10 protein-coding genes are annotated in these 12652 nt (G+C 54.2%); 6 read left to right on the top strand and 4 right to left on the bottom strand.

The window, feature by feature from the left end; genetic code table 11:
• The first annotated feature begins 135 nt into the window (after positions 1-135).
• Positions 136-1344 (top strand): M20/M25/M40 family metallo-hydrolase, encoded by a 1209-nt coding sequence (locus FBQ85_17000; protein MDL1876845.1) that lies wholly within the window; start codon positions 136-138, stop codon positions 1342-1344.
• A 10-nt stretch (positions 1345-1354) separates the two neighbouring features.
• On the opposite strand, the gene FBQ85_16995 is transcribed toward FBQ85_17000, so the two are convergent.
• Together FBQ85_16995 and fumC are read right to left on the bottom strand one after the other, a co-directional pair.
• Positions 1355-1765, bottom strand: coding sequence for a YkgJ family cysteine cluster protein (locus FBQ85_16995; protein ID MDL1876844.1), 411 nt, complete (start codon positions 1763-1765; stop codon positions 1355-1357).
• Between the two features lie 79 nt (positions 1766-1844).
• Positions 1845-3236, bottom strand: a complete 1392-nt coding sequence (gene fumC / locus FBQ85_16990; GenBank protein ID MDL1876843.1) for a class II fumarate hydratase — start codon at positions 3234-3236, stop codon at positions 1845-1847.
• A 175-nt stretch (positions 3237-3411) separates the two neighbouring features.
• On the opposite strand from fumC, the gene gatB reads away from it, so the two are divergent.
• The 5 genes from gatB to FBQ85_16965 all read left to right on the top strand — a co-directional run bounded on the left by gatB (position 3412) and on the right by FBQ85_16965 (position 9082).
• Positions 3412-4851: an Asp-tRNA(Asn)/Glu-tRNA(Gln) amidotransferase subunit GatB gene (gatB, locus tag FBQ85_16985; protein MDL1876842.1), complete on the top strand. Its 1440-nt coding sequence runs from the start codon at positions 3412-3414 to the stop codon at positions 4849-4851.
• Between the two features lie 115 nt (positions 4852-4966).
• On the top strand, positions 4967-5530 hold the full coding sequence (locus FBQ85_16980) for a Uma2 family endonuclease (protein ID MDL1876841.1): 564 nt from the start codon (positions 4967-4969) through the stop codon (positions 5528-5530).
• Positions 5527-6699, top strand: coding sequence for a threonine synthase (locus tag FBQ85_16975; GenBank protein ID MDL1876840.1), 1173 nt, complete (start codon positions 5527-5529; stop codon positions 6697-6699). The genes FBQ85_16980 and FBQ85_16975 overlap by 4 nt, the downstream gene beginning before the upstream one ends.
• Before the next feature lie 159 nt (positions 6700-6858).
• Positions 6859-7833, top strand: coding sequence for a PEGA domain-containing protein (locus tag FBQ85_16970; protein MDL1876839.1), 975 nt, complete (start codon positions 6859-6861; stop codon positions 7831-7833).
• 238 nt (positions 7834-8071) lie between these two features.
• Positions 8072-9082 (top strand): PEGA domain-containing protein, encoded by a 1011-nt coding sequence (locus FBQ85_16965; protein MDL1876838.1) that lies wholly within the window; start codon positions 8072-8074, stop codon positions 9080-9082.
• A 222-nt stretch (positions 9083-9304) separates the two neighbouring features.
• Here the strand turns inward: FBQ85_16965 and FBQ85_16960 are convergent, their stop codons facing one another.
• Together FBQ85_16960 and FBQ85_16955 are read right to left on the bottom strand one after the other, a co-directional pair.
• Positions 9305-10027 carry a hypothetical protein gene (locus tag FBQ85_16960; protein MDL1876837.1) on the bottom strand — a complete coding sequence of 241 codons (723 nt, stop codon included), beginning with the start codon at positions 10025-10027 and terminating at the stop codon, positions 9305-9307.
• A gap of 271 nt (positions 10028-10298) precedes the next feature.
• A partial coding sequence (locus FBQ85_16955) for a hypothetical protein (GenBank protein ID MDL1876836.1) occupies positions 10299-12652 on the bottom strand: 2354 nt, incomplete at its 5' end.

Raw genomic sequence — 12652 nt, 5'->3', positions numbered from 1 at the left:
GACACATTTGATGTGAAAGCACTTTGTGGACAACCGAATTACTCCGCGCGCGGCACTCGTGCACCTAAGCGTGAGGTTCGCTGCGGCGTCGAGATCTTTCGTGCTGCCGGAACAACTCTCAACAAGAATGTGATATTGTTCCGCCTCGTGAATATGTTGACGCTCGGGCTATCGACATTCTTCCTCAGCCTTCGTCAATTTCGAAAGGGCGATCGAGTACTCGTCGTAACGAATCCGCCGACGCTGCCATTCGTGATCGCGGTCAGTTCGCTTTTTCGCGGAGCGGCATATACACTGCTCATCCACGACAACTATCCGGAGATCCTTATCGCGGCAGGGAAGGCCGGCGACAGAAGTCTCAACGTCAAGTTTCTCGGATTTTGGAATCGCTGGCTTTACAAGCACGCAGCGAGGATCATCGCCGTTGGACGGGATATGCGCGAACTACTCAATTCAAAGACCAAAGGCCTCGATGTTTCGATTTCCGTGATACCGAACTGGGCGGAACTTGAAACCGTCGAGCCTCGGCCGCGTGCCGAAAACTCCTTGCTCAAAGAGCTTGGCCTCTCCGACAGGTTCGTTCTACTTTATGCGGGTAACATGGGCTATGAGGCCGGCGTACCCCAAATTCCCGGTGCAGCGATCAGCACGCGCGGCGCCGATCTGTTGAGCCGGTTGCTTGCGCATGAGAAAAAAGTTACCGTGCGGCTCAAACTCACCTGCCAGACATTGCCCGATGTACCGTCTGCGAATGTGATGGGTGAATTGCGCGGCCTGGAAAAGCCTGACGAAATCATTGTGCTTGGCGGGCATCTCGATAGCTGGGACAAAGGCACGGGCGCCCATGATGATGCGGCCGGTTGTGTGCAAGCGATCGAAGCCATTCGCCTGCTCAAGCAGCTTGGCTTCAAACCGAAACGCACGATTCGCGCGGTGATGTTTATGAATGAAGAAAATGGTTTGCGCGGCGGGCGAGAGTATGCGCGTGAAGCGGCGGAAATGAAGGTCAAGCACGTGGCTGCGATTGAATCCGATCGCGGCGGCTTTGCACCGCGCGGATTTTCCATTGATGCAGATTCCATCACAGCGCAGAAAATTTTTTCCTGGCAGCAGGCGTTTGCGGTGATTGGCGCTGATCGTTTTACGCGAGGCGGCAGCGGTGCGGATATTTCACCATTGGTGCAACAGGGTGTGCCGGGCTTGGGGCTGGTTCCGGAGTCGCAGCGCTATTTTGATTATCATCACTCCGATAATGACACCATCGACAAGGTCAATGCGCGCGAGTTGGAGCTGGGCGCTGCGGCCATGGCGATTATGGCGTATTTTCTGTCGGAAGAGCTTTAGCGGAGAGAAATTAGCTAGGCGAGGGTTCTGAACGTTTTTTGATGTCTTTTGCGGAAATAATATTGCCTTGTCCGATACCCGGGCATTTCAAACTTTCCCAATCCCATGCCAGTTGGCTGACGAGGATATGCGGCCAAAAGGGATAACTGCGGCATTGATCCGGCCGCGCTTCATAAACAGTACACTTCAAATCGTTGCCAAGAAAAATGCAGCCCCCCGCCTGATTATCCAACAGGCTGTATTTGCCATGAACGCGGCGCAAATAGCGCTTGCGAAATTGCGGCGTCGGCATGCGCAGGAACGTCGCGAGGCGATGAACTTCCTCGCCGTTCACGAACACGTCGCCCTTTTGGCTGCAGCACGCGCCGCAATTCGGCTGGCATTGGAAGCGCAAGCCATCTTTGTAGAATTCGTCTGCCATCTAAAAAGTCAGTATAAAAAAATAGGGATGATTGATGGGATGTTCTCCGCCCGCCAATCATCCCCAATGTATTGTTTTGTTATTTCTCCGGCCCGAGCATCTTCTCCGGCCTGACGATTTCATCAAATTTCTCAGCCGTCAAGATTCCCAGCTCCACCGCGACTTCGCGCAGCGTCTTGTTTTCGTGATGCGCCTTCTTCGCGATTTTTGCGGCATTGTCATAACCGATATGCGGATTCAAAGCCGTTACCAGCATGAGAGAATTTTCGAGATGCTTCTTCAAATTGCGTTCAATCGGCGCGATACCCGCGGCGCAATGCTCCTCGAAACTCTCGCACGCATCCGCCAGCAGGCGAATCGACTGCAACAGGTTGTAGATGATCACCGGCTTAAACACGTTTAATTCAAAATTGCCTGAAGCCCCGCCGATGTTGATGGTGACATCGTTGCCGATCACTTGCGCGGCGACCATGGTCATGGCTTCGGATTGCGTGGGATTCACTTTGCCCGGCATAATCGAACTGCCCGGCTCGTTTTCCGGAATGCTGATTTCACCGATGCCGCTGCGCGGTCCGGAAGCCAGCCAGCGAATGTCATTGGCAATTTTCATCAGCGAACAGGCAATGGTTTTCAATGCGCCGCTCGCCATCACCAGGGCATCGTGCGTTGCCAGGGCTTCGAATTTGTTGGCCGCGCTCACGAACGGATAGCCCGTCAACTCCGCAATTTTCGCAGCGGATTTCACCGCAAATTGCGGATGCGTGTTGAGTCCGGTGCCCACGGCCGTGCCGCCCAGCGCCAGCTCACACAGGTCCGGCAGAATTTTTTGGAGGCGATTGAGACCTTGATCGAGCTGACGCACATAGCCCGAAAACTCCTGGCCGAGCGTGAGCGGCACGGCATCCATCAAATGCGTGCGCCCGATCTTGATGACGTCTTGAAAATCCTTTGATTTTTTTGCAAGCGTGTCGCGCAGTTGGGATAGCATGGGAATTAAGCGGCGATGAATTTCATGGACGGCAGCCATGTGCATCGCGGTGGGAAACGTGTCGTTCGATGATTGCGCTTTGTTCACATCGTCGTTCGGATGAATCGGTTTTTTGCTGCCCATCTTGCCGCCGCTGATTTCAATGGCACGATTCGAGATGACTTCATTCACATTCATATTGGTTTGCGTGCCGCTGCCGGTTTGCCAAACCACCAGCGGAAAATGATCGTCAAGTTTGCCGGCAATGACTTCCTCCGCCGCCTGCACGATCAACTTGGTTTTGTCTGCGGGCAAAAGCCCGAGTTCCTGATTCACCAACGCTGCTGCTTTTTTGAGAATGCCAAAGGCCCAAATCAACTCACGCGGCATGCGCTCGCTGCCAATCTTAAAATGAACCAGGGAACGCGCGGTTTGCGCGCCGTAGTAACGGTCGCTGGGAACTTGAATCTCGCCCATGCTGTCGGTTTCAATGCGGAAGTCCATAACTTCCTCCTTTCACATAGAGAACGAATTTTGATCACATATGACTCTTGACGCAGCCAATATAATCAGAAAAATGCCTGGGAAACAAGGATGTTTTCAATGACACACGGGGGTTGCGCGCCAGTGTTTTCTTTTGTATGTTGGCTAAATTTTTGGGATGACACACGAGGAAAAGATGCCCTACGAACCCGTCATCGGCTTGGAAGTTCACGCGCAACTTTCGACCGAATCAAAAATTTTCTCTTCTGTCAGCACAACATTCGGTGCGGCCCCGAATTCACAAGTCTCTCCGGTTTGCGCGGGTTTGCCCGGCGTGCTGCCGGTGTTGAATCGCAAGGCCGTCGAGTTTGCTATTAAAATGGGGCTTGCGACCAATTGCAAAATTGCGCCGTTTTCGCTTTTTGCGCGCAAGCATTATTTCTATCCCGACCTGCCCAAAGGCTATCAAATCTCACAGTATGAAGAGCCGTTGTGCGAGCACGGCTGGCTCGATCTTGAACTCGAAAACGGAACGCACAAACGTGTGCGCATCATTCGCATTCATCTTGAAGAGGATGCCGGCAAATCCATTCATGCGGAAGAATTTGTTGCGGAGAATGAGACGCTTATCGACTTGAACCGCTGCGGCGTGCCGTTGATTGAAATCGTCAGCGGGCCAGATATCGCTTCGCCGCGCGAAGCGAATCGTTATCTCGCGAGCATGCAGCAGCTCGTGCGCTATCTTGGCATTTGCGACGGCAACATGGAAGAAGGCAGCCTGCGCTGTGATGCGAATGTTTCCGTGCGGCCGGTGGGCCACAAGGAATTTGGAACAAAAATCGAAATCAAGAACATGAACTCGATACGTCACGTCGAGCGTGCGCTCGAGGCCGAGATACAGCGCCAGATTGACATTTTGGAAAATGGCGGAACCATCGCACAAGAAACCCGGTTGTGGGATGCCAGCCGCGGCGCGACGATTTCGATGCGTTCGAAGGAATTCGAACACGATTACCGTTATTTCCCCGAGCCGGATCTGGCGCCGTTGCGCGTCGATGAAGAATGGCGCGAACGGGTGAAAGCCTCGTTGCCGGAATTACCGCAGGCGCGGCGCAAGCGTTTTATGGAAGAGTATAAACTCTCGCGGCCGCATGCCGAAGTGTTGACCGAGGAGCGCGGCATTGCCGATTATTTTGAAAACGTTGCGCGGCATGTGGCTGATGCAAAGCAAGCCGCCAATTGGGTGATGGGCGAAGTCTTGCGCGTTCTCAGTGATGAAAAAATCGAAATCAGCGCATTCAATTTGCCGCCGCAGGCGCTGGCCGAAATGATCACGCACATCGAGCAGGGCGCGATCAACAACAAGGTTGCCAGGGAAGTCTTTGAGCAGATGTGGGCAACAGGAAAATCCGCAAGGGAGATTGTCAAGGAAAAAGGCCTGGAGCAGGTTTCCGATGCGGGCGTGATTGAGAAAGCCATCGCCGAGGTGCTGGCGGCGCATCCCGAGGAGGTTGCGCGCTATCGCGCCGGCGAGCAGAAAGTTTTTGGATTCCTCGTGGGGCAATTGATGAAGGCCACGCGCGGCAAAGTGAATCCGCAAATGGCGAATCAGGTGTTGCGGGAGAAGCTTGAATAATTCATAAGACGCGCCGCTTTTAAAGATGCTGTCGCGATGCGCGCGGCAAAAGCGCCCGCGCGCGATGAGTGCAGTAATTTCTATCCGTCGTGTATTATCGCTCAGGTGAGTGGATATGTCCGTCAATCTTACCAGCTCAAAAAAAATTGATTTTGCAGAATATCTTGCGCTGCCGGAAACGATGCAGCGTTATGAAATTATCGATGGGGAGATAATCATGGCGCCTGCACCGACGGCCCGGCATCAAATCGTGCTGGGCAATTTGTATCGCGCGCTGTTCAGCTTTGTTTCGAAGCGAAGATTGGGATTCGTTCTCTTCGCGCCGTTGGATGTCGTCGTGCGCCGCAAGCCCAGGCTGCGCACCCGGCAGCCGGATTTGATTTTTGTGAGCACAGCGCGACAACACCTCGTGGGCGATAGAATCGACGGCGCGCCGGATCTTGCCGTCGAGATTTTGTCTCCGGAGGAGACCCGCCATAAAATTGCGGCGAAGCTCAAAGATTATTGCCGCATCGGCGTGCGCGAATGCTGGCTTGTTTCTCTCGAAGCCGAGACCATCGAAGTGCTGCGCCTTTCCACAGGCAAAGCCAAACGCCTCGACCTTTACGACTTCGGCGACGTTGTGCGCTCCGAAGTTTTACCTGATTTGGCTTTATCCACGAAAAAAATGTTCGCATGAACCGGCCACAATCCTTCTTCACCCATCTCGCCTGTACGCGCTGCGACAAGACTTACGCAAAGCACGAACGTTGCGAGCTATGTTCCTGCGGCGCGCCGCTGTTTGCGCAGTATGATTTGGCTGCAGCACGCGAACATTGGCCAAAGGCCTCTTTGCGCGAGGCGGAGAGCAGTTTGTGGCGTTATGCGCCGATGTTGCCGGTGCTCGATCAAAAGAATCGCGTCAGCCTCGGCGAAGGCTGGACGCCGCTTTTGTCCGTCAAAAATCCGGCAGCGTCTTTCGGATTGCGCCATCTGTGGATCAAAGACGAATCGCCCAACCCGACGGCTTCGTTCAAAGCGCGCGGCATGTGTTTGGCAATCTCGCGCGCGAAGGAGTTGGGCATTCACAAAGTGGCTGTGCCCTCGGCGGGCAATGCCGGCAGCGCGACCGCCGCTTATGCTGCAGCGGCCGGCATGCCGGCGCATGTGTTCATGCCTAAAGATGTTCCGAAAGCTTTTCAGCAAGAATGCGATTTTTTGGGCGCCCAACTCGAATTGATTGACGGCTTGATTACCGATTGCGCCAAGCGCGTGATCGCCGGCAAAGCTACAGAAGGCTGGTTTGATATTTCCACGCTCAAGGAGCCGTATCGCGTTGAAGGAAAAAAAACGATGGGGTATGAGTTGGCTGAACAATTCGATTGGGAGTTGCCCGAAGTCATCATTTATCCCACCGGCGGCGGCACCGGTTTGATCGGCATGTGGAAAGCATTCGACGAGATGCAGCAACTCGGCTGGATCGGGCCGCAGCGGCCGCGCATGGTAGCCGTACAATCCGACGGTTGCGCCCCCATTATTCGTGCGTTCGAGCAGGGTCTTGATCATGCCCCGGAATGGCAGAACGCGCACACTGTGGCCGCGGGCTTGCGTGTGCCGCGTGCGGTTGGAGATTTTCTCATGCTGCGCGCCCTGCGCGAGGGTCACGGCACGGCTGTCGCTGTGGCCGAAGAACGTATTGCCGGAGCGACACGCCAATACACGCGAGCCACCGGAATCTTTTTGTGCCCGGAGGGCGCTGCAGCGCTGGAAGCCGCGAAGCTGTTATCCGCTTCCGGCTGGCTCAAACCGGAGGAGCGCGTGGTTGTGTTCAACACCGGCTCAGGTTTGAAGTACGCGGATTTGTTGTGATAAATTTTTACATCGCGCCAGTTTTCTTAAGATTTTGTTCAAAATTTTCATGAACTTTAACCGTTGCTTCGTTGTTCAAAGAATGTCCATAAATTCCCCTACAAGTCAAATAGATGCCGGCCAGCATTGACGATAAACATTCACGCATCGGAGGACGCCATGCCTGCCTTTCGTCGTTACTCTCCACGCCGTAACTCCACGTTTGGATTCCTTGCATTGGTAGCTGCGTTGTTCCTGACCATACTACTGGCGGCGTGCGGCAGCAGCCGCTTAACCACAGACCGCGCCTACAGCAAACTGAAGCCAAAAGAGCAACTGCCGGATCGCGAAATTCGCGAGATGCCCGAAAATTTGGTGATCAAAATTTCAAATATCGCTGATGCGGGCAAAAGCTTCCGCAATTTTGTCGTATTGTACGTCAACGGCCAGGAAATTTCGCCGGTCGAAAAGCTTTCGAATTTCACCTCGACCTACACTTATCCCATGCGCCTGCAGCATGGCGTGTATGATGTCAAAGCCGAATACCATGTCGTGGGCTTTTGGCGTGAACAGGTGTTTGATATTATTGTTGACGAACCGGTTAAGGTTTTGCCTGATCAACGCACACTTCTGCAAATTAAGCTGGACAAAGATGACCGTGGCCGGCTGCGGCAGAATCCTGCGCGCTTTCAATTGCGTTATGAACAACTGGCCGCCACCCCTGCACCTGCCGTCTTGGAGAAGCGCGTCGCCGAGCCAACGCCCCGGCCCTTTATCATTGAACCCGCTCCGGAAGTAATCGATTCAAGGCCGATCGTGACGCGTCCGGCGCCAAATGTTGTTGTGCCTGCGCCGGTGCCACCCGTGGTTCAACCTGCGCCGCAACCGGTTGAAGCCGTGCCCTTGCCGGCAGATGCTGTCACGTTGCAAATCAATACAAGCCCTTCCGGTGCGGATGTCATCATTGATGATCGTTACTACGGTCAATCACCGGTAAAAATTGCGGTAAGCAGCGGGCAAAATCACATCGTGCAAATTTCGCGGGCCGGCTACGCCGAAGTCGTGAAAATTTTGAATGCCGCGGAGTTGCGCGAGCAGCCGTTGATGCAATTGTTGATCAAGCTCGAACCCGCGGAAGCAAAGAATCAGAATTGAGGCTTTTCTGAAACTGGAATTGCTTCCAAAGCCGGCAAAGCGATCGCCTTGCCGGCTTTTTTGTTTGCAAGAGGCGGAAGTAATCATTCAAACCCGAGGCAAGATCTCGTTCGATTACCCGGCTCTTGGGATTAATTTTTTCTGAGCCTTGACTTTCCGCAAAAACTTGTTATTCTTTTTGCGCCCACGCCGCCACGGGCCGTTATTCCAAACTTTTGGTTGCGCACTTCACCTTTCAATGTATGGAATCTCTATGAAACAGATGAGCAACGCTGCGGGCATGAAGCTCTTTCTTGGTTTTTTGATCGTGGGTTTGAGCGGCGCTGCCGGGCGGGTCTTGGCAGCTTCACCGTTTTTGAGCCTGCCAACGTTGACTGTCGAGAATGTCAAAACTCCGGGGTTAACGGTACAGATTGATAATGTCACGGATGATCAGAGCAGCCGTAGAAGCTCGGTCGAGTTTTTTATTGACGGCAAAAAAATCTCGCCAAGCGTTGCGCGCAAACAGGGCCGCCGCGATTATGTTTTTGAGATTGCGTTGGCGCCGGGCATTTACAAAGTCAAGGCGGTTTATCGCGCGAAATCTTTTTGGAAAGAGAAATCTTTTGATCTCATGACGCATGACGGGCACGTTCGGGTTTATCCCGCACACCGCACTTTTCTGACCATAGCATTAGACAAGAATTCCGATGGCACGCTGCGCGATAAGAAAAACTATTTTACTGAAATGACTCGGCCGCTTGCCCCCGCTGTCGCACGTGAGACCCAGCAGTACGCTTCTCCTAACGAGGCTGCGCCAACGCCGGCAACGTCCTTAACTTCTTCACTAGCGCAACCGGCGCCCGCGGTTGAGCATATGCCGCCAACCGCGGCTTCGTCTGCTGCGCCAGCGACAAGGCCCGTCATCACGATTGCGCCGCCAGCGAGCGTGCCAGCGGCGCCGCACGGAATCGCCCCAGCCAGCGCCTCGCAGCCAGCCGCGCCGCCAACAGAGATAATCCAGCCGAATCCGCCTCGCGCCGGGAAGATTGCCCTGCAAATTAACACTTCGCCGAGTAGCGCCGATGTTATTGTTGATGATCGGTATCTCGGCCAATCGCCATTGACGACGTACGTGGAGCGTAGTCGCAGCCACGTGATTCAAATTTCCAAAGCCGGCTACATTGAAATAATGAGGATTATCGATGCGCGTGTGCTTGGTGACGAGAATACCTATTTGATGATCGAGAAACTGGAAGCGCAAAAATGAGCGGTACATGCCGCGATGTCAAGAACCCTGGTACGGCGGCTTGTGCTCCCAAAGAATTAAGATGACTTTTGGGTGGCTTCAAATCTTTCTGGGTTGGAGTGAATATATCCGAGTTTTTTGTTACCCACCCCAAAAAACACCGCCCGCATGATCTTCACAAAAAGCGTTGCAGCGATGAAGGTCACGCGGGCGGCGGTATACACGAAGTCTTGATCAGCCGCTTTATCTCACCTCAAACTGCCCATCCAGGCTCAACACCTCGAGTTGATTATTCCCAGCAGCGCGCACCGCGACATTCGATATCCAAATGCGATAAATCGTCCCCGGAGCGACTTGTGAGTTGACTTGAAAGTTAACCTCGAACAGGCGGCTGGGTTTCTCTTGCGGGGGCAGCGTTCTGCCCGCGTCATCGAACAACACAACGCGCAGCGTCGGGGGGCCCGTTGTGGCGATGATGTTGCTATCAAGGTTTTGCAGCGGCAGGCCAACATCGCGCGTTGCGTCGCGCGGCGACAAGCCGAAGCCTTCTGCGTTGTTGTTCACGTTGGCATGCACATCCAGTTGCACGGCGCGTAAGTCATCCGCGCTGATGACGGAAAATGGAACGAGATTGCGATTTGCGCCAGCCGCGCCCGCACCGCTGCCGGCAATCATCACTACACGCCGGCCAGGAATGGCAAGAGGGAACAACGTGACAGTTACGTGTTGCTCGACGCCAGATTCAATTTGCACGCCGGAAGTCACCCCGCGATATTCCAGCAAACTTCCCACCTCGAGATCATCTGACCACGCTTCCACCACGATGCGGCGATCTTCACCGGGCGTGACATCGAGCGAGGCCGAGAACGTCGAATCGCCGGGCGGTATGCGAATCGTCGTGTGCGCGAGCGTGTCTTGATCAAAAAAAACGTAAATTTCAATGCGATTGACTTGCTGAATGTTCACGGATTTCCGCAGATAATTACCTGCTTCACTCCGATGCAAAACTCCTTTAACAAATTCCAGTTGTAAAGCGAGATTGGCAGGGTTTGAAGCCGTCGGCTGCGAAGATGAGCAAGCCAGCGCTGATAATATCGCCGTTAGGACACAGAGGGATTTTAGAATAACTTTCATGAAGTCTTCGAGTTGCTGTCGATTCGTAAGAAACTCCCGCCCAATTGGTGATTTAAAGAGTTGTGTTGCGATCGTCATCATACGTGAAACACCGCATGCGAGGTTATTGCACCATAAATCGTTCAAGTTTGCGATACTTTCCTGCCACGAATTCGAGAAAATATACGCCGCTTGCCACCGGCAAACCCCTTGCATTTCGTCCCTCCCAGCTTAAGGTCCAACGTCCAGCAGGCTGCACGCCCGGCGAATCACGCCAAATTTCTTGCCCGAGTAAATTGTGAATCTTGATTTCAACAAACGAGGCCTCCGGCAAATCGTAACGCCATTGCACCGCCGTATGCAGGCGGCGTTGCAGAGGATTCGGATAGCCGGCGGTGAGATTGAAGGTTTTTGGCAACTCCGCATTCATCTCTTCTGTATGCAAATTTAGTGTGAGCAGTTCATCTGTCACGCTCAAACCGGTTGCGGCAATCACGCGATCAACCGCAAACACCAACGGCAAATCGATTGTTTGTTCACGTTGATTTACCGGTGAGGTTTGATCTTTCGACCAGACCAACAGCCGCAATTCATTGTTGCGAATTTTCCAGCGTGCTTCCCAGCGCCCGGCAGTTGCGCTTCCCGCTCCGGCGGGATGATCGGAAGGCCGGCCCTGCAATTTCCAGGTTGCCTGCCAGGCGCGCAGATCTTGCGAGGCTTGCCATTGCAAACGGGTTTTCGCGGCGGCGAGTGGCGCCAGCCGCAATTCGAAATCACTGCTGCCTGCGCTCACCGCGGAGCCTTCTTGCTGCAGGATGAGATCAACCAAAGCAACGACATCTGCGACATCGATCGACTCGTCGGTGAATGCGTTGCTCGCCCAACAGCTTTTGTCAATCACACTCGTACGGCGCTGCAGGATCACATCGATAACATAAAAGATATCGCGCAAATCCAGCAGGCTGTCGAGATTGGCGTCGCCGCGATGCGGTACCCATTCGCGCAGCACAACGCTGTTGTTGCGAGTATTGCCATCGGCCGTGTCCGAACCCGTGCGGAATAAAATTGTGTTGAAGCCCTCATGCAGCGCTTCTGCTTGAAATGTGACGTTGAAGCGTGCGCCCAACGCCAGTTCCGGCACATTGATTTCCTGACGCAACACACCGTCCAGCAGCAGGCGCGCTGTCGTCGGCGCTGAAACGCCCGGCCCGGCATTGACTACAACAAACGCTGTGTTGAAACTATAATCCGGACTCAGGCAGTTGGTCAACGCCGCGCTCGAGATTTGCGCCTGCAAATCTGGAAATTGCTGCACCGCCAGGTTGACTCTCACAGAAATATCGCCGGCAATGGAAGCGATACGAACGGTACCGTTATAACTGCCGGGCGGGAGATTGGTCAAATCAATAGCAATTGCTAGCGTATCCGATTCCGTGCGCGTCTCGCCCGTTTGCGGGGACACGCGCAGCCAGGCTTGATCCACTGTGGCAAACCAATTGAGCGCGCCGCCTCCGGCATTGCGAATGATGAGTGTTTGCGGCGGAGGATTGGAACCAGAAGGAAAGCCGGTGAATGACAAACTCGCGGGATCGACGGCGAGCACCGGCGGTTGCGGATTCACCAGAAAATTTACGGTAATGGATTGCGTTCCAGCATTTGAATTAATGTTGAAAACACTGGAATAAGTGCCCGCACGTACGATCGTTATACTGGCGGATACCCAGATCGTATCGGTTTCCGAAGTGGTCGTACCGGTCGAGGGAAAGACTGAGAGCCAGATGGCATCTTCGCTTGTGCTCCAAGTCAATGTGCCGCCGCCGGTATTGGTGATGAGCACCGGTTGAAAAGGCGGATTGACCAAACCTTCGGTTGCCGTAAAACTCAAACTCGTAGGCGTCGCGCGCAGCGCTGCCGGCAATGCGCTAATCTCGAAATCGACGTTGATTGTGGTTTCACCGCCGTTTGACAACAAGATGAGGCTGCCGCTGTATGTGCCGGCGCGCAGATTGACCGTAGCCACACGCACAGCGATTTGATCCGTTTCCTGCGTGGTGGAGCCGGTATCCGGAAATACCGTGAGCCAGGTTTGATCGCTGCTCACGCGCCAGCGCAAGATGCTGTCGCCGCTATTCGTGATGTTGACGTTCTGCGCCGGCGGATCGGGACTGCCTTGCGTTGCTGCAAAACGCAAACGATTTGTATTCACCGCCAATCTCGGTTCTGCCGGTCTGATCACAAGCGTCACCCCGACAACGGCGATGCCGCCGTTAGACGTGAGATTGATATTCCCCAGATACGTACCGGCCGCCAAGCCGCCGGGATCGACGCCGACGCTCACCTGTTCGATTTGCGTGGTGATCAAGCCGCTGGCGGGGTTGAGCGCAAGCCAGGGTTGATCCGCAACGGCGTTCCAATTCAAGATGCCGCTGCCGCTGTTGCGAATCTCAAAAATTTGCCGCGGCGGCTGTTCGCTTTCTC

Source organism: Cytophagia bacterium CHB2 (assembly GCA_030263535.1).
Classification (GTDB): domain Bacteria; phylum Zhuqueibacterota; class Zhuqueibacteria; order Zhuqueibacterales; family Zhuqueibacteraceae; genus Coneutiohabitans.
The sequence above is the reverse complement of the archived record's forward strand: the minus strand, read 5'-3'. Positions and strand labels throughout refer to the sequence as shown.